This is a genomic window from Pectobacterium betavasculorum, from assembly GCF_000749845.1.
Classification (GTDB): domain Bacteria; phylum Pseudomonadota; class Gammaproteobacteria; order Enterobacterales; family Enterobacteriaceae; genus Pectobacterium; species Pectobacterium betavasculorum.
The window spans coordinates 730,447-747,955 of record NZ_JQHM01000001.1 but is presented as its reverse complement, the minus strand read 5'-3'; the positions used below and the strand labels follow the sequence as shown (position 1 = coordinate 747,955).

Here is a 17,509-nt window from a genome sequence, read left to right as displayed (position 1 = left end):
ATAGAGCCTATCCCGGTAGAGATGGGATAAGCTCTTATTCATCCTCGCCCGTTTCTGGCGCGGTATCATCGGTGCGATCGTTTTCGTCGCTGTCATCTTTCAGCGACAAAGTACCTTCCACAGGCATCGCTTCACCATCGCGAATCATGCGTAGCTGTGCTTCGCGGGCATCATCGCCGCTGCGTACATCAGCGCCGAAGCGGAACACCGATTCGGTAATCCTGAATTTGCTGCTGTCGTTACCCATAAAGTAGATCATACCTAGCCGACGTAAGCGGTTGAGTGATGTTCTGACTTTTTCCTGCAACTTTTGGCGATCCAGATCGGAACCGGTGGAACGCTGGTTAACCAGCTTCAGCAGCTTACTTTCATCTGCCAGACTTAGCAGCTCTTCATAAAGCTCCTGCTGGCTAAAAATGCCTTCATGTGCCAAACGCTCCGGGCTCAGATAGAGATAGCAGAGAATTTTCCCTACCATCATATCCAGCTCAGACAGCACCGAACGAGGGATCAGCGTGGTGGAGCGCGGACGCAGATAGAAAAACCCTTCCGGCGCGCGGATCAATTCCACGTTGTAGCGGCTGTAAAACTCTTCCAGTACCTCCTGAAAATCCATCAAAAACACGTGGTTTTCCAGCTCTTCAATACCAATATGGCGCCCGGCGCGCAATTGGCTGTCCAGCGCGGGAAAGAGGTTATTCGACAGCGCGGTGGCCATTTTTACTGGCATAAATTGTTCAATATTTGTCGATGACATGGGCCTGCACCTTGGCTCCGTAATCATTGATTGCCTGCCACAATGCTGGCAATCCAGTGAAATCTGTTTCGGCTACGCCCAGACGTACTGCCTGGTCGACCACGATTCTGGCAACATCAAAATGCCGCGAACGAGGATGCTGCGCGAGGTATTCACGCATCACTTCACTCAAATCTAGCGGGATCTGTTGCGCTTTATATTTATGCAGCGCTTGCTCGACCAGCGCGATTAACTGCTCGCGCATTTCACTAAACTCTTCGTATTCCAGTTCCGGCGGCAGTTCACCGGTCACTTCTTCACTACGCAACGTCAGTTCTTCATCACGCATATCCAGCAGACGGTCCGCGTTGGCGAACGTCAACGCCCACGGATTATCGAAATAGCTCTGCACTGACTGACGCAACCGCTGGGCAAAGACGCGATTTTTATCCATATCAATCGCAGTACGAATAAACTTATGAACGTGGCGGTCATACCCAATCCACAAATCTATCGTCTGCTGCCCCCAACTTACAATGCGGTCAAGTTTGTTTTGCAGGTCGAATACCAGCTTATCGACAAACTCCAGATTATGCGGATTATTCATAATCGCATCCTGAATGCTCAACAAACTCGTCTGCAACTTGTCGCCTGCGGCTTCAAGCGTATCTTGCAATTCACGCAGCGTAGACGAGGTTTCCGTCAGCAGTTGTTCACAGTTGCTGATCGCCGCTCGCCAGTCCTGATTTAACAGCGCGGCGATATCGTCTTTAACGCCCTGCTGCTGTTCATCCATCACTCGCTGCGACAAATCTATACTGTCAAAAATTTCAGCAACGGAATATTTCAACGGTGCAAATACGTTGCGATGCCAGTGAAACTCATCGCCGTCTTCTTGTGCCGCATCGGCCGCACGGCTGAGCTCTTGCGCAACAATGGAGAGCTGCATGGACAACCGCAGCGTCGAAAACTCACGCTGCCGAATGTAATAATCGGTAATGCCGATCCCCAGCGGCGTCAAACGATAAATCGCATTACCTTCCGCCTGCTCACTGGTAAAGCGGTTAAGTAACCGCTGACGTACCAGATCGTTAATGGCGTTATTGGCGCGGACGGTAATGGTTTCGTTCGTCTGATCAAATCCCTGACTCACGTGACGGAAGGCATCAATTAGCTCACCTTCACTCATTTCACCATCCATACGTTCACCATTAAGCGTGGCAATCGCCATCAAAAACGCCAGGCGTTCGGTGGGGAGGGAAATGGAGAAATCGTTTTTTCGTGCCCAGGCGACCAGTTCGGGTACAGTCTGGGAAAAATCACTCATAATGCATCCTTCAAATGGGGTTTATGCGCCATGACATGGATATAACGGCCCAAACTCACAAAAGGCTCTTGCCGACAATACCGCTGTTCAAGCTCAAGAATGTCGGCAAATTTATCAATCTGCTGCTGCTTGTTCTGCAAATAGTCATGAAACACACGCACACCCGTTTTTCCGCTAATGATCAGCCCCATCTCATCGAGCCAGCCGTACACGTCTTGCGGATCTAACGGGTGATCTGGCGATAAAGAACGCCGTTTATTCTTTGGCATGCCAGCCTGAACATAATCAAAGTTGCCCAGCACCATATTACGCATCAATAGCCCGTGATGGTTATAAAACATCAAAGACAGCGCACCACCGGGCGATAGGCAATCATACAATATTTTCAGCGCCTGCTGCGGTTGCGCGACCCACTCCAGCACCGCGTGGAACAATATCAGATCGGCGGGGCTTTCCATATATTGCGCGATATCCTGTGCGGCACACTGCACAAAACGCATGTTATGGGTGACACCCTGCGCCGCTGCCGCGTTTTTGGCGCGCTGAATCATCTCATCGGAAACATCGCACAACAAGACCTGATGTCCTAAAGCCGCCAGACGACAAGACATCTGCCCTTCACCACCTCCCGCATCAAGGATGCGCAACGGTCGTGCAGGAAGCTGAGCCAAAAGATCGCTAAGATCCTGCCACAATACCGCCAGCCGAAGTCTCCCCTTCGTTGTGCCATAGATATTTTGAGCAAATTTTTCGGCGATATCGTTAAAATTGCGATCCTGCATCAGTCAATGTTCCGCATCATATAAACGGGGGAAGCTCGTGCAGCATATGTCTGCGCGATGCAATTTTTTCCAGCCTGCCATTTTGGCACAGGCTGGCTTAGAATAAATGGCCTTACCGCATGATATCTTCCCGGATGCGGTTTTTTCACTCAAAAGGAACGCGATTTTATGCTTTTCACACTCAAAAAGTTCGTCGGTGGCCTTCTACAACCCCTGCCATTGCTATTACTTTTGATGGGTGTTGGCCTGTTGTTGCTCTGGTGCACCCAGCGGCAGCGCTCGGGAAAAACGCTAATATTAGCCAGTTGGCTGATGCTTATTCTACTCAGTCTGCAACCTGTTGCCGACCGGCTGTTATTACCACTGGAATCACAGTATCCAACCTGGCAACAGACGCCGCAGGCGAGCAAAATCGACTATATCGTCGTGTTAGGCGGGGGATATACCTTTAACGCGGAATGGGCACCCAGCTCCAATCTCATCAGCAACAGCCTCCCGCGCGTCACAGAAGGCATTCGCCTTTATCATGCTAACCCCGGCTCAACATTGATTTTTACCGGCGGTGCGGCACAAGGTAACCCTGTCAGTAGTGCAAAAACAGCGGCGCTGGTAGCAGAAAGTTTAGGTATTCCCCGGCAGGACATCGTCATTCTGGATACACCAAGAGATACGGAAGAAGAAGCAGCAGAAACCGCTAAAATTGTTGGCGATCGCCCTTTCCTGCTCGTGACCTCGGCTAACCACCTGCCTCGCGCCATTCGCTTTTTTCAAGCTCAGGGGCTGACACCGATTCCTGCTCCGGCGAATCAGATGGCGATCACGTCTGCGCTCAACCCATGGGAGAAAGTGTTCCCTTCCGCTTACTATTTATCCCACAGCGAGCGAGCCTGGTATGAAACGCTCGGCCGCCTCTGGCAGTTACTAAAAGAGACCACGGGAGTAGCGCACGACGCACAACAGCCATCGACTCACTCCAGCCAGGGAGACAGCTCGCGGGAAGCCACATCAAATAGCTGACGGTCTAACTGTCCGGTATGGATATAACGGGATACGGCTTCCCAAATGACATAGAGCCAGCGTCGGTAGACGAAGGATTCAGATACCGGCGCTTGCTTGAGGTAGTGGTAAAGCAGTTGCTCCGGCATGCCAGATTCGCAAAGACGAAAGAGTTCATACTCTCTGGGTGCCCACAGCATCATTCCCGGATTAATCATCGCTAATAGCTGGTCGCTACGCGCATCCTTCAACATACTGCGCAAAGAAAGATTGCCGTGTACTAACACGCAGCCATCCTCAAAATCCTCAAACAGCCTTTCTAAACACTGGCGCGAGCGATAAAGCAGGGTACGATCCTGTTGTGTAAGCTGTGGCGCATTAACATTAAGCAACGTAGACCAGAGCACTTCCAGACGCTGTTGATACCAACTGAACCAATCATTGTCCTGTGTGCTGTCCACGGATCCCACGCAGCCATGGCTATCAATTCGATGCCAGGCCAATACGTTCTCAACAATTTGATCCATTAGCAGCGTCCAGCGCTGGCCATTTCTTGGTGGAGCCTCCACCGACACACCGCGCAGGCGTTCAATCAGCAGCAGTTCCCGATAAGGCTTCTGTTGTGTCACCACCAGCCCATAAACGGTTGGCAGACGGACATCGCCTTCACGCGCCAGCATCGAAAGTTTGTAGGCTTCCTGTTGCGCCACACCCTGGCAAACATAACTTTTGGCCAATAAAGGAATCGCATTACCTTCTTTATCATACAAGGCATACAGATCCGCATAGGGCTGTTCGCTTATACGCTCAAGTCGGCTGAGACTTTCCCCCAAAACCGTACTAAGTTCCGATTTCAACTGTTCCATAAACGGCTATACCTTAGTTGAGCCAAATAGCTCCACTCATTATGATGCGGCGAGCAGACGACAAATACTTCAACGCAGATCAAATATACTCGTCATACTTCAAGTTGCATGTACGTTGGCTGCGTTCACTCACCCGAATCACTTACCTATGTAAGCTCATCGGGACTCCTTCTCTTGCCGCCTGCCTGAAACTTGAATTATTTAGAGTATAAACGGAGATCAATGACGACAGGGAACACTCCCTGCCGAGGTGATTGCAACGATATCCCCTGTACGTCAGCAGGGGATATCGTGAGTGACGGGTAGTATACTAACACGCAATCATTATTGGCGTTCAAAAGCCCCCAGGTCTGGAGCCGAACCTTTGTAAGGCAGTTTAACATTCCCACCTTTGTTGATCAGCGCGCTACCCGAAGCAAGATGCAAGCTCTTCAGTACTGGCAAGCTGCCGTCTGCCTTACGCGGTGCGTCCCATCCGGTCACGGAGACACTCTCGAAGTCAGCATCTGATACCGTAATTTTCAGATCCCACGAGTTATAGCGCATATTGGCCCCGTCGGAGAACGACAGGTCTTTACCGCCGTGAGAAACGTTGTTGCGCAGCGTGCCCAGACCAATCGCTTTTCCGCTTGCATCAATACCGCGGATATTAAAGTTCGGGTTATTTTTATAGCCAGTGTTATTAAAGAAATCATTCGCTACCGGATGGTGGTTAGCATAAAAACCAGCTGCCTTATTTAAAAAGGCAACTGAGTTACGCACGGTATGTTTCACCGCATTCGCCACATAAACGCCACCGTAGCCACCAATTTTAAAACCATTCCCATTACCCGCCGCCAGCGACTGTGTCGTCCCTGGTAGATAACCGTGCGACCAGGCCCAGGAGTTTTCAATCAGCACCGGAGAATAAGCATTAATTAAATCGAAACCGTCATCCGAATTTGACCATGCGCGGCAACCACGGAAAATATTACCTGGCTGATTAGCAGGGATATGCGCACCGAAGCCATCTCCGCTTTGCCCCGCACCATTCGATGTCAGTGGATCGTAATTATGGTGAGAGTCGCTATTCAATACCAGGTTATTTCCCCCGCGCTGGATGAACAGGCCGGTACCCATAATATGGTGGATATTCAATTGCTCGAATATATTATTGCTACCCCTGTTCCACACGCCCCAGGATTCATGATTAAGGTTATTACGTTGCGGAACACCGGTTATTTCCAATCCTTTCACGGAAACCCAATCGGCAACCACGTTGAACCCTTTGACCCGGCAATCGTCCTGCATCTGGCTGAAATCAAAAACTGGTACTTCTCCGCTAGACGCCCAATACTCGATGCGCTTACCTTCTGTACCGCTCTTACTCAGCGTGACCGCATTCACTACATCAGTGCGAGTAGTACAGACGTTCAATCCCTTGGTAAATACGTATTTCCCGCCACGGATCCACAGGCGGTCACCAGCATTTAACGTTTTCTGTGCGCGATCGATCGTTTTCCAGGGCGAGTTTTTACTGCCGTTACTCGCGTCATCGCCGTTAGGTGCCATGTAATAAACCGCCGCACTGCCGCTTGCAGCAGCACTCATTAACATACCGCCGAGAAAAATTTTTGTTATATAACGTTTAGCATTCATATCATTACCATCCTTAGTTGAAATAAAAAAATGCCATGCGAAAACATGGCAAATTGATAGTAGCATTTAAATTTAAAAATAAAAGTTCCGCTCTCGGCGGTTTTATTCAGGACGGGAATGCATGATCTGCATAAATAAAGCGATACAGCGTAGTTTGAGAAAATTTAAGAATGTTTATCTCAATAATTGCTAAACAATTTAAAATGAAATAGTGATACTAAGAAAAATTTCATGGGGCTTTCATTCCGTCAAGAATAGACACCCCATGAAATACTCATAGCAGGTTGCTGTGGTACGTTTTACTCACCCGCCATGACTTGTCGCACACGGGCCAGATCATCTGGCGTATCAACGCCGACGCTAGGAACCGCTTTAGCGACCGCAACATGAATCTTCTCGCCGTACCACAGCACACGCAGTTGTTCCAGCAATTCGATTTGCTCCAGTTGGCTCGGGGCCCATGTGACATAACGACGAACAAAACCCGCACGGTAGGCATAAATGCCGATATGGCGCAGAAAATGATCGCCAATGGTTTCCTTAGACTGAGCAAAACGCTCTCTGTCCCAGGGAATCGTCGCTCGGGAAAAATACAGCGCGTATCCCTCAGCGTCGGTCACCACTTTTACGGCATTCGGGTTGAAGGCTTCTTCGCTGGTTTCAATCGGCACGGCCAGTGTCGCCATGCCTGCTTTACTGGCTGCGAGGTTTTCCGCAACCTGACGAATGATAACGGAAGGAATGAGTGGTTCATCACCTTGAACGTTAACAATGATGTCATCATCGGTAAAACCATAGCGCTCGATGACTTCAGCCAGCCGCTCGGTGCCAGAATTATGGTCGGCGCGAGTCAGACACACTTCACCACCGGCTTGCCGCACGGCGACCTCGACATCAGGATGATCGGTGGCAACAATGACGCGCTGTGCACCTGATTCCTGTGCCCGTTCCATCACATGAACGACCATCGGTTTGCCGTTGATATCCGCCAGCGGTTTACCCGGCAGTCGGCTTGACGAAAAGCGCGCGGGGATGATCACAGTAAAGGTCATTGTGTTATCTCGTCAGCCCCAAGTTTACGCGCCTCGTTTTCCAGCAGCACGGGAATACCATCACGAACTGGATAGGCCAACCCATCGACCTTGCATATCAGCTCCAGTTTCTCTTTATTAAAATACAGCCGACCATTACAAACAGGACAGGCAACAATCTCAAGTAAACGGTGATCCATGCTTCCTCCATCTTTGGCCGATCGATGACCGGCTGAGGGTGCTGACAAAGTCCGCTAGACGATGATGATGGGTAGATCGTAAAGACGCTGTAAATACATCCCTGTACGCTCGGATTGCGCCATCCATGGCGCAAACGCTTTGCTCTTCTATCCCATCATCACCGTTTTCATTCTGCGAAAGATTTGCCAACGTTATGGGCCGATCGATGACCGGCATGTTCTTTCTCGCTACAGCAGCGATCTAATAAGGTGATATCCACGAGGGATATCTGAAACCGTGGTAGCAGAGCAATTTATGCTCTGCTCCCCGTATTCCGATGAAGCACATTTTCCAGTTTATCGAGCAATTGCGTGCCGAACGGCTCAGCTAACACGGCATCGACGGGCAGATACCACCAGTTATCCTGAGCAAATGCCTTACATTTTACGGCATCTTTTTCCGTCATCAGCAGCGGCTGTATCGCATTCTGAGTCAGTGAGTTGAGCTGTTCTGGCTGATACGGTTGGTGATCGGCAAAGGCGACCTCGCGCGCAATGCTAACGCCAGCGTCGCGCAGCGTAGCAAAAAAACGCGGGGGATGTCCGATGCCAGCCATCGCAACGACATCATGCAACTGACTCAACGGTCGTGACTCACCGGAAAGTAAGTTAACCGCCATACCCGCTGTTAATGCCATACCTATCTCGTTGGCTCGCGCCGTGCCACCATTAACAATGACGGCATCCACCGACGCCAGGCGACTTTCTCTTTCCCGCATCGGCCCCGCGGGCAGCCACCATCCATTGCCAAAACGCCGCATTCCGTCAATCACAACCAGTTCGATATCTCTTGCCAACGCATAATGCTGTAATCCATCGTCGGTGATCACCACATCTAGCGTGTACCGTGCCAATAATGCGCTCACAGCTTCTGCGCGACGAGGGGCTACCGCAACAGGCGCTCTGGTACGTTGAAAAATCAGCACCGGCTCATCGCCAGCCTGCGCCGTCGTGACCGATTCATCAAGCAGCAGAGGATAACATTCAGCTTTCCCACCGTAACCACGTGATACCACGCCGACACGATACCCCCTACGCAGCAACTGTTCGACAAGCCAAATGACGACGGGTGTTTTCCCATTGCCGCCTGCCGTCAAATTGCCTACGACTACGATGGGAACAGGAGAGCGCCAGCTTTTCCGCCACCCGAGTCGATAAAACTGGCGGATCAGAAAAGTGATGAGTCCGTACAACCACGAAAGCGGTAGTAACAGCCAATAGAGCCGTGATTGCCCGGACCAGATACGCTCAATCATTCGCCAAACTGCATTTTATGTAGCTGAGCATAGGCACCATTAGCTGCAAGTAACGCAATATGATCGCCTCGTTCAATGATTCTGCCATCTTCAACCACCAGAATCTCATCCGCTTTTTCTATCGTGGAAAGACGGTGGGCAATCACCAGTGCAGTACGATCTTTTTGCAGTTCGTCTAAGGCCGCCTGAATCGCGCGTTCAGATTCCGTATCCAGCGCCGACGTAGCCTCATCCAATATCAGAATCGGGCTATCACGCAGTAACGCTCGGGCAATCGCAATACGCTGCCGCTGTCCGCCTGAAAGCATCACGCCGTTTTCACCAATGACCGTATCCAAGCCGTGATCCATCTTATTGATGAAGTCCATCGCATACGCCATTGTCGCCGCACGCTCAATTTCCTCACGGCTGTAGTGCTCATTACGTGCATAAGCAATATTGTTCGCTATCGTATCGTTGAACAGATGGACATTTTGAGAAACCAATGCCACCTGATTGCGTAAGGAAGACAGGCGATACTCGCGTAAATCATGACCATCAAGCAAAATTTCACCCGACTGAATATCGTAGAAACGCGTGATCAAACTGGCAATCGTTGATTTACCTGACCCAGAGCGGCCAACCAAGGCTACCGTCTTACCCACGGGAATATGCAGATTGATATTCTTCAGTGCCAGATTTTCTCTCGCCGGATAAGCGAAGTTCACCTGACGGAATTCAAGTTCACCTTTCGCCCGTTCGATTTCCAGTTTACCGGTGTCACGCTCCTGTTCCATGTCAAGAATGGCGAACAGCGTCTGGCACGCGGCCATACCGCGCTGGAACTGTGCATTAACGTTAGTCAGTGATTTTAACGGACGCATCAGCGCGATCATGGAAGAGAACACCACCGTGATCGTCCCGGCAGTCAACGTCTCCATCACGCTGGGGAAGCTCGCAGCATAAAGAACAAATGCTAGCGCCAGTGATGCAATCAACTGAATGATAGGATCGGAAATGGATGAGGCAGACACCATTTTCATGCCCTGATGGCGCATCCGGTTACTAACCTGATCAAAACGTTTAGTTTCAACGCTCTGGCCACCAAACATCAGTACTTCTTTATGGCCTTTAAGCATTTGCTCCGTGCTGGTAGTCACATGTCCCATCGTATCTTGCATGTTTTTACTGATACTGCGGAACCGTTTGGACACCACGCGCATGGCGATCGATACAATTGGCGCAATCACAATCAGAATGATGGACAATTGCCAACTGTAGTAGAACATCAGAATAAACAGGCCGATAATTGAGGCACCTTCTCTGACAACGGTAATCAACGCGCCAGATGACGAAGCTGCAACCTGCTCAGAATCATAGGTGATACGGGATAACAGCGTTCCTGTTGACTGTTGATCGAAGAATGCGACCGGCATCCCCATGATGTGGGAGAAGAGGCGACGACGCATATTCATCACTACTTTGCCAGAAACCCAGGCAACACAGTAGCTGGAGACAAATCCAGAGAGCCCTCTTACTAGCATCAACCCAATGACAACCAATGGCATCCAGAGCAATACAGAGCGTTCCGCTTTGCCGAATCCTTCATCCAGCAAGGGTTTTAACAGCGAGAGCATCAATGTATCGCCAGCTGCGTTAATAATAAGTGCGATTGCAGCAGCAATTAGTCCTGCCTTAAAAGGAGAGATCATCGGCCATAGGCGGCGAAAGGTCTGCCAGGTGGAGAGATCTTTATCATTCAGCATGTAGTGAACCTGAATTGGGAAGAAATAGCCGACCATTTTACTCATTATACCGCTTTACGCCAAACCACTGATGATACCAACGAGGCGATATGTGATCCCTGAACCGTAGAACATGCCATGAATCGCTGAAAAAGCGAGCACTTAGCTGTCCGAATGACGCAGTATCCTGCCATGAGTAACCATATTGCCGATATCGCTCAACAATCTTTATTGCAGGCAGCCGCCACGGGTTATAGCGTGCCGTAGAGGCCATTGCCAACTCAGCATTAACCGCACGAATAAAGGGAGGTGACGATGAAGTCTTACTGCCATGGTGAGGGATTTGTAACAAATTCGCATGCAGCGCACTGCGCTCTAACTTTATCAACGCTTTTTCTGCATCAGCCTCCAGATCGCCAGTCAATAAGACACGATATTTTCCATCATCAACGCGGATAACGCAGGAGTCGTTATTTTCCGCGCGTTCGACGAGCGCTAACGGCCATAGGACAGTAAAGGTAAGACCCTGCCAGCGCCAATGCTCTCCACGCAGGCAAGGCCGATGATTTATAGATTTTATTGCGCTATATATCGCTGCTTTAGGGTAAACCGTCTGTAGTGTCTCCAGCCCCCCGATATGATCCATATGGCTGTGGCTCAGGATAATGTTTTCTACGTCCACACCTCGCCATCGTAGATAAGGTAGGATTTCTCGCGTCGCCATGTCGCCACCTTCCCAACGGTTTCCTGTATCGTATAGCACTGCCTTACCACGCTGTTCGATTACAATTGCCAGACCGTGGCCAACATCCAGCATATCCACCCGCCAATCTGGCTCATCACGCTTTATGCGAAAAACCAATAAAACCAGAATCAGAATGCCAACACTCGCGGGATAAGTTCGCCACCAGCTAAAACGCCATACCACAACAGCGCCCCATCCCGCGATGCTCGCTAGCAGCAGAGAAGCATCAAGATAAATCCATCCCGTCTGTAGGTAAGTCAACGGTGCGAATACCCCACGTAGCGAAATATCTGCTAACCACCATAAAATCTCACTCAGCGGTGCGAACGCGATAGTGCTCAATGCGAGCAAAATGAGTGGCGTGGTAACGAAGGATACCAAAGGTACAGCCCAAAGATTTGCGGGCAGAGAGGTGGCGCTAAAACCATGGAAAATATGCAGTTGCAGAGGCACCAATAGCAGCGTAATTCCCGTTTGCAGGTGGATCCAACGCAGCCAGAACCAGCGTTTCTGTATCTGTAGCCGATGAGGAAGCGGCGCCCATTGAAACCAGAAAATCAGTGATGCCACCGCCAGACAAGATAGCCAAAAGCTGTCTGACAGCACGCTCAGCGGATCGCTGACCAGAATCAACGCGACGCACCATAGCCAAACCTGCCATGCTGAGCAGTTAACGCTCCGTACTTTTAGACAAACCCATACGCTAAGTGCCAGCGCAGATCGCACAGCAGGAGGATTCCCCCCTGCCAGCCAGACATATCCCCATGCAGCCACAGCGCTCATCAATAATGGGAAACGATAGCTAATCCACGTTACAGGAAAGCCATACTGTAAGCCCCGAGCCATTCCCCAACCAACCAGACCCGCGAGCACGATATGGAGACCAGAGATCGCCATCAGGTGCATCGTTCCGGTATTCTGGAGTAACGCTTTAAGTTCTGTACTAACCGTTTTCATCTCACCAAACGTCAGCGCCAGTAAAATAGAACGCCAAGGCAACCCTTGAACCTGCTGTTCTGCCTGCGTAATCGTGCGCTGGCGAAAATCACAGCGGCCATCAAGTACGTTTGCCGTTAGTACACGACCCGATAGCGGTTGTCGCTTGGCTACTGCCCAACGTTGACTATCAAACCCACCTTCATTTAGTCGACTATGGATGGGGCGAAAATTGGCAGTGATTGCCCAACGTTGGCCACCGCACCAGTTTTCCATAGCAGGTGATAAGATCAGTTGGGCATATAGCGGAGGGAATATCCGCTGCTGATTGACTTCTTCCAACCGAACGGTGAGCGACGCTTCACTGTGTTCACTGAATCGTATACTGCTGATCGTCACGACTGCGTGAACCGAATCCTGCGTGATGCGCTCAATTTGCAACAACAGAGTTTGCGCATTTAATAATGCCCAGCAAAAACTCACCGTAACAAGCGCCACAAAACGTATTCCCGCATGACGATATCCCACGGATATCACGCAGGTAGACAGTACAACTCCCCACCACAATAGCGTCGACACGGGGATCTGCGGTAAAAAAAGCAGAGGTAGGATGCCGAGCACGCCCGCCCACGCCAGACTATTTACCGACATCGTTTATTACCATGATGCACCTTCCCTCTCCCTGTGGTTCGCTATGGGATGTTGCAGTAACCCAAACTAATGCAACAGAACAGAAAACTCAGGTAGGAAAACGCTTCGCAATAAAATGGCTACATTGCATAAAGTGACATTCAGCGCGCGATCTGGACTCCAGTTTTTCAGGCGTTCAATGCAGCCACAGTTGAAAAATGGGTTGGGCAGAAAAAGCGGGATATGAGGCGATTAAAATCAAAAGAAAAAGGACCGCCGAAGCGATCCTTTCATGGTAGAAAACAGTGTGTTGGGTTACTTAACTTCACCCATCGTTTTCAGCTTTTTAGACAGCTCACGGCGTTCTTTCGACAGATCGGCGTTCTTGATGATGTAGTCATCGACGCGGTCTTCATAATCACCGCGCATGCTGGCGATGATATTTTGCACGTCCTCAATGGACATGCCAGGTTTAAGATATTCGCTCAGGTTATCCAGCAGCAGAACGCGCTTCTGGTTATCACGAATTTTCTTTTCGTTGTCGACAATTTCACGCTGAAGCTTGTTTTTACGACGAAACATGCGCACGAATTCCAGTACATCCTGGAAACACGGCTTAGTGTCCTTATCCATCTTTAGCCCTTACCTTAAGTCATACATAAATTCTTTATGCATTTACCATACAGGTTATACCCAACGTCTTTCAAGCGGTGCTTACGCCCTTTGCGCTAATACAACGCCAAGCGGATACTCTGTCACCAAAATACCCTAAATAATTCGAGTTGCACGTACGTTAGCTTGAAGTATGACAGGTGTTTAGCGGTAATATACTGCGATGCGCTGGTTATGAACCTCTTCAATAGCCACTTCCGTATCGAAAATATCTTCCAGCACATCGGACACCATGATGTCTTCCGGTTTTCCCGTATAGATAATTTGCCCTTTGCGCATCGCAATAATGTAGTCTGAATAGGCGGAAGCAAAGTTGATATCGTGAATAACCAGTACGATGGTTTTACCTAACTCATCGGCCGCACGGCGAATTTGCTTCATCATCGCTACGGCGTGTTTCATATCCAGATTATTCAACGGCTCGTCCAGCAACACATATTCTGTGTCCTGACACAAAACCATCGCGACATAGGCTCGCTGACGTTGACCACCGGAAAGCTCATCTAAAAACCGATCTTTCAACTCAGTCAGGTTGAGAAAAGCCAACGCAGCGCTGATGCGTTCACGATCGTCAGCGTTCAGACGCCCTTTGGTATAAGGATAGCGCCCAAAACCCACCAGTTCTGCCACCGTTAAGCGGCTGGTAAACTGATTCTCCTGCCGTAGCACAGACAAACACGTCGCCAGCTTATCGCTTGGCGTTGTCATCACATCCATGCCATTAACTTTTACCTGCCCGCGATCGGCTTCCAGCAGGCGACTGATAATGGACAACAATGTCGACTTCCCTGCACCATTTGGGCCGATAATCGACGTAACGCCACCACGAGGCACCGTCGCCGTGACATTGTTCAATACTGTCACGTTATTATACGTTTTAGTTACATTGCCGATCTCAATCACACGGAAACCTTTTTCAGTAGCAACACAATAAACAGCGACCCACCCACAAATTCGATAACGACCGACAGCGCTCCAGACATATCCAGCAGATGCTCAAGCACAAGTTGTCCACCAACCAGTGAAATAACACCCAGCAGGAAAGCCGCGGGCAGCAACAGGCGATGCTGGCTGGAACCGATGACCAAATAGGCCAGGTTTGCGACCATAAAGCCTAAGAAGGTAAGCGGACCGACTAATGCCGTTGAAATGGCAACCAGCACAGAAACCAGCAGCAGAATGACCGTGACGCTGCGTTTGTAGTCGATGCCAAGATTAATCGCGTTATTACGCCCCAGCGCCAGCACATCAAAGCGAAAGCGCATACGCCAGATCACCACGGCAACCACCAGCGTAATCACGACAGACAGTGCAACCAGTTCGGGGACAGTGCGGGTGAAAGTGGCAAACATCCTCCCCTGCAAGATTGCGAACTCGCCGGGGGTCAAAAGGCGCTGCATCAAGCCCGCCATGCTGCGAAACAACGTGCCGCAGATAATGCCGACCAGCAAGACCAGATGCAGATTATTGCGACTGCCGGTAAACAGCCAGCGATACAGCAGCGCGGAGAAAAGGATAAGCAGCAGTGTCTCAAGAACAAATTTGCCCTCAATACCCAGCCCCGGAATACCGCCGATGCCGAAAGTAAATACCAGTGACGTTTGAATCAGGATAAACAGGGCTTCAAACCCCATAATCGATGGCGTCAGCACCCGATTATTCGTCACCGTTTGGAATAGTACGGTCGATGCACTGGCCGCAAAAGCCACCAGTAACATCGTCGTCAGCATCAGCCCACGGTGCGTCAAAATGTAGCGTAAGTTGCTGCCTAGATTGATGGTCATAAATAGCACAATCACCACGACAGCCACACCCGTCAGCCACAACAATCGCTGGACTGGCGATAATCCCGCCCGTTTTTCGCTGACAGCATCGGTCAGCACCGTATTACGTTCATTGACTGACATGGCGTTTCTGGCTTAGCAATAAGAGAAGGAAAACGGCAGCGCCAATGACGCCGAGAATCACGCTCACCGGAATCTCGAAAGGATAACGAATCACGCGGCTGATAATGTCGCAGCACAGCACCAGACCGCCGCCGAGCAGGCATACCCACGGAATCGTTTTGCGCACATTATCCCCCAGCATCATGCTGATCAGGTTCGGCACAATCAGTCCGATAAAGGGTAGGCTACCGACCACCACCACTACAACACCACTGACGACAGCAATAATGCTTAGCCCCATCAACATCACCTGCCGATAGTTAAGACCGACATTGACGGAAAATTCGCGCCCCATGCCTGCAACGGTGAAACGGTCAGCAATCCAGCAGGCGACCAGCGTTAACACGCCAACCAGCCAGAGCAGCTCGTAGCGCCCCTGCAAGACACCGGAAAAATCACCTGATTCCCAACTGCCCAGCGCCTGTAACAGATCAAAATACATCGCGCCAAACGTGGTGATTGAACTGATAACCGCGCCCAGCATAATGCCGACCAGCGGCACTACTAGTGCAGATTTCAGCACAATCCGCTGTAGCAGCATCATGAACAGGAAGGTGCCCGCCAACGCAAACAGGCTCGCCACCACCATTTTGGTGATGATTGTCGCACCAGGCACGACAATCATCACCACCAGCAGGCCAAGGCTGGCCGACTGTGTGGTTCCCGCCAGAGACGGCTCGACAAAACGGTTTTGCGTCAGCAGTTGCATGATAAGACCGGCAACACTCATGGCGCTGCCAGCCAGCAGCAAAGCCAGAGTGCGAGGAACGCGGCTGATAAAGAAAATATCGCGCATGTCTGGGTCGTTCCAGACGGCCTGCATGTTTAAGTGCCCAGCCCCAACAAACAGGCTGACAACGATCATGCCGGCCAGAAACAAAAGGCCCAGTAAATAGTAAAAAGACTTCATTGATTCTGCCGTAATCTGCCGTTATTTCTTATCCAACGCGTCGCTGACAGTGCTCACGAGGTTTTTGTAGCTTTGCAGCCCCCCAGCGATATACAGCGATGCAGAATCCAGATAGACCACGTGATTATTTTTCCAGGCGTTGGTTTTATGAATCAGTGGGTTATCCAGCACCTGTTGGGCAGATTCTCCACCTGGGCGACCAATCGCGCTATCACGGTCAAGAATAAACAGCCACTCCGGGTTCACGCTCAGCAAAAATTCGGAGGTAACCACGTTGCCATGACGCCCGGATTCAGGGAATTCGGTCGCGGGTTTAAAGCCCAGTTCATCAAACATGAAACCAAAGCGCGATTTAGGACCGTAGGCAGACATTTTTCCACCGCTGATCATCAATACCAGCGCATTGCCGGCGTTTTCTGTTTTGGCGCGCGTTTGGACGATCTGTCGCTTAAAGTCATCTATCTGTTTTTTCGCTTCATCTTCTTTGCCGAAGATCGTACCCAGTTGCTCGATACGCTGGGTAAAGCTCGCCATAAACTGGTGTTCATCTACATCCATCGAGATCGTTGGTGCAATAGCGCTCAGCTTGTCGTAGGCATCACGCGTACGTCCACCAGCAATAATCAGGTCGGGTTTAGCACTGCTGAGCGCTTCATAGGCGGGTTCAAACAGCGTCCCTGCATTCAGGTAATTATCGCTGTTATATTTTGATAAAAATGCAGGCAGCGGCGTGCTGCTTTTTGGTACGCCAGCAATCCCTTCGGCTTTCAACGCGTCCAGGGTATCCAGCACAGCGGGATCAAATACAATCACTTTCTGCGGCGGCTGCGGAACCTGTGTGGTTCCCTGCGCATGCTCAATGCTTACCGTGTGACTTCCTTCTGAAGACGATGCCTGCTGATCGCAGCCAGCCAGGACAAACATAGATGCCAATAACGTCGCCTTCACTGCAAACGCTGCATTTAACCGCATAAGTGTGTTCTCCATTTCGCTGTTTGTTGCCGAATACGCCTCACAGAGTCATCTACGAGGCAATAAAGAATTTAATTATCATTCGCATTAAAGCGAAAATTGT

General features: G+C 50.3%; 16 protein-coding genes. 1 reads left to right on the top strand and 15 read right to left on the bottom strand.

From position 1 onward, the window contains the following. Nucleotides 1-34 precede the first annotated feature (34 nt). Genes mukE through cmoM form a run of 3 tightly spaced genes read right to left on the bottom strand, consistent with a single transcriptional unit; the run spans nt 35 to nt 2,845 of the window. Complete coding sequence (mukE, locus tag KP22_RS03350; protein ID WP_039300570.1) at nt 35-757, bottom strand: chromosome partition protein MukE; 723 nt, start codon at nt 755-757, stop codon at nt 35-37. Beyond that, nucleotides 738-2,063 (bottom strand): chromosome partition protein MukF, encoded by a 1,326-nt coding sequence (gene mukF / locus KP22_RS03345; RefSeq protein ID WP_039300573.1) that lies wholly within the window; start codon nt 2,061-2,063, stop codon nt 738-740. The genes mukE and mukF overlap by 20 nt, the downstream gene beginning before the upstream one ends. Then, nucleotides 2,060-2,845: a tRNA uridine 5-oxyacetic acid(34) methyltransferase CmoM gene (gene cmoM, locus KP22_RS03340; RefSeq protein WP_039322361.1), complete on the bottom strand. Its 786-nt coding sequence runs from the start codon at nt 2,843-2,845 to the stop codon at nt 2,060-2,062. The genes mukF and cmoM overlap by 4 nt, the downstream gene beginning before the upstream one ends. 168 nt (nt 2,846-3,013) lie before the next feature. On the opposite strand from cmoM, the gene elyC reads away from it, so the two are divergent. Then, nucleotides 3,014-3,862: an envelope biogenesis factor ElyC gene (elyC, locus tag KP22_RS03335; protein ID WP_039322358.1), complete on the top strand. Its 849-nt coding sequence runs from the start codon at nt 3,014-3,016 to the stop codon at nt 3,860-3,862. Here elyC and KP22_RS03330 read toward each other — a convergent pair. The 12 genes from KP22_RS03330 to KP22_RS03275 form a co-directional block, all read right to left on the bottom strand. Beyond that, entirely contained in the window at nt 3,814-4,707 is an 894-nt protein-coding gene (locus tag KP22_RS03330) for a YcbJ family phosphotransferase (RefSeq protein ID WP_039300581.1), read from the bottom strand. The genes elyC and KP22_RS03330 overlap by 49 nt on opposite strands. A gap of 324 nt (nt 4,708-5,031) precedes the next feature. After that, on the bottom strand, nt 5,032-6,345 hold the full coding sequence (gene pelN, locus KP22_RS03325; RefSeq protein WP_039322356.1) for a pectate lyase PelN: 1,314 nt from the start codon (nt 6,343-6,345) through the stop codon (nt 5,032-5,034). Between the two features lie 299 nt (nt 6,346-6,644). Next, complete coding sequence (gene kdsB / locus KP22_RS03320) at nt 6,645-7,397, bottom strand: 3-deoxy-manno-octulosonate cytidylyltransferase (RefSeq protein ID WP_039300587.1); 753 nt, start codon at nt 7,395-7,397, stop codon at nt 6,645-6,647. Then, nucleotides 7,394-7,576: a Trm112 family protein gene (locus KP22_RS03315; protein WP_005967647.1), complete on the bottom strand. Its 183-nt coding sequence runs from the start codon at nt 7,574-7,576 to the stop codon at nt 7,394-7,396. Before KP22_RS03315 ends, kdsB begins: the two co-directional genes overlap by 4 nt. A 293-nt stretch (nt 7,577-7,869) precedes the next feature. Then, nucleotides 7,870-8,871, bottom strand: coding sequence for a tetraacyldisaccharide 4'-kinase (gene lpxK, locus KP22_RS03310; RefSeq protein WP_039322354.1), 1,002 nt, complete (start codon nt 8,869-8,871; stop codon nt 7,870-7,872). Next, the gene (gene msbA, locus KP22_RS03305; RefSeq protein WP_039301104.1) at nt 8,868-10,616 is read right to left on the bottom strand and encodes a lipid A ABC transporter ATP-binding protein/permease MsbA; all 1,749 of its coding nucleotides are present in this window, start codon (nt 10,614-10,616) and stop codon (nt 8,868-8,870) included. The genes lpxK and msbA overlap by 4 nt, the downstream gene beginning before the upstream one ends. Before the next feature lie 37 nt (nt 10,617-10,653). Next, entirely contained in the window at nt 10,654-12,927 is a 2,274-nt protein-coding gene (locus KP22_RS03300; RefSeq protein ID WP_039300593.1) for a ComEC family protein, read from the bottom strand. A 294-nt stretch (nt 12,928-13,221) separates the two neighbouring features. Beyond that, nucleotides 13,222-13,539, bottom strand: a complete 318-nt coding sequence (tmaR, locus tag KP22_RS03295; protein ID WP_039300597.1) for a PTS system regulator TmaR — start codon at nt 13,537-13,539, stop codon at nt 13,222-13,224. Nucleotides 13,540-13,722: 183 nt separating this feature from the next. Then, nucleotides 13,723-14,481: an iron ABC transporter ATP-binding protein gene (locus KP22_RS03290; RefSeq protein WP_039300599.1), complete on the bottom strand. Its 759-nt coding sequence runs from the start codon at nt 14,479-14,481 to the stop codon at nt 13,723-13,725. Continuing rightward, a complete protein-coding gene (locus KP22_RS03285; protein WP_039300601.1) occupies nt 14,478-15,485 on the bottom strand; it encodes an iron chelate uptake ABC transporter family permease subunit in 1,008 nt (335 codons plus the stop codon). The genes KP22_RS03290 and KP22_RS03285 overlap by 4 nt, the downstream gene beginning before the upstream one ends. Continuing rightward, on the bottom strand, nt 15,472-16,434 hold the full coding sequence (locus KP22_RS03280) for an ABC transporter permease (RefSeq protein ID WP_039322352.1): 963 nt from the start codon (nt 16,432-16,434) through the stop codon (nt 15,472-15,474). The genes KP22_RS03285 and KP22_RS03280 overlap by 14 nt, the downstream gene beginning before the upstream one ends. A gap of 21 nt (nt 16,435-16,455) precedes the next feature. Continuing rightward, nucleotides 16,456-17,406 carry a siderophore ABC transporter substrate-binding protein gene (locus KP22_RS03275; RefSeq protein WP_039322349.1) on the bottom strand — a complete coding sequence of 317 codons (951 nt, stop codon included), beginning with the start codon at nt 17,404-17,406 and terminating at the stop codon, nt 16,456-16,458. Nucleotides 17,407-17,509 lie beyond the last annotated feature (103 nt).

Coding starts and splice junctions, on each gene's coding strand:
- mukE (WP_039300570.1), bottom strand. CDS start 757: ATGTCATCGACAAATATTGAACAATTTATGCCAGTAAAAATGGCCACC.
- mukF (WP_039300573.1), bottom strand. CDS start 2,063: ATGAGTGATTTTTCCCAGACTGTACCCGAACTGGTCGCCTGGGCACGA.
- cmoM (WP_039322361.1), bottom strand. CDS start 2,845: ATGCAGGATCGCAATTTTAACGATATCGCCGAAAAATTTGCTCAAAAT.
- elyC (WP_039322358.1), top strand. CDS start 3,014: ATGCTTTTCACACTCAAAAAGTTCGTCGGTGGCCTTCTACAACCCCTG.
- KP22_RS03330 (WP_039300581.1), bottom strand. CDS start 4,707: ATGGAACAGTTGAAATCGGAACTTAGTACGGTTTTGGGGGAAAGTCTC.
- pelN (WP_039322356.1), bottom strand. CDS start 6,345: ATGAATGCTAAACGTTATATAACAAAAATTTTTCTCGGCGGTATGTTA.
- kdsB (WP_039300587.1), bottom strand. CDS start 7,397: ATGACCTTTACTGTGATCATCCCCGCGCGCTTTTCGTCAAGCCGACTG.
- KP22_RS03315 (WP_005967647.1), bottom strand. CDS start 7,576: ATGGATCACCGTTTACTTGAGATTGTTGCCTGTCCTGTTTGTAATGGT.
- lpxK (WP_039322354.1), bottom strand. CDS start 8,871: ATGATTGAGCGTATCTGGTCCGGGCAATCACGGCTCTATTGGCTGTTA.
- msbA (WP_039301104.1), bottom strand. CDS start 10,616: ATGCTGAATGATAAAGATCTCTCCACCTGGCAGACCTTTCGCCGCCTA.
- KP22_RS03300 (WP_039300593.1), bottom strand. CDS start 12,927: ATGTCGGTAAATAGTCTGGCGTGGGCGGGCGTGCTCGGCATCCTACCT.
- tmaR (WP_039300597.1), bottom strand. CDS start 13,539: ATGGATAAGGACACTAAGCCGTGTTTCCAGGATGTACTGGAATTCGTG.
- KP22_RS03285 (WP_039300601.1), bottom strand. CDS start 15,485: ATGTCAGTCAATGAACGTAATACGGTGCTGACCGATGCTGTCAGCGAA.
- KP22_RS03280 (WP_039322352.1), bottom strand. CDS start 16,434: ATGAAGTCTTTTTACTATTTACTGGGCCTTTTGTTTCTGGCCGGCATG.
- KP22_RS03275 (WP_039322349.1), bottom strand. CDS start 17,406: ATGCGGTTAAATGCAGCGTTTGCAGTGAAGGCGACGTTATTGGCATCT.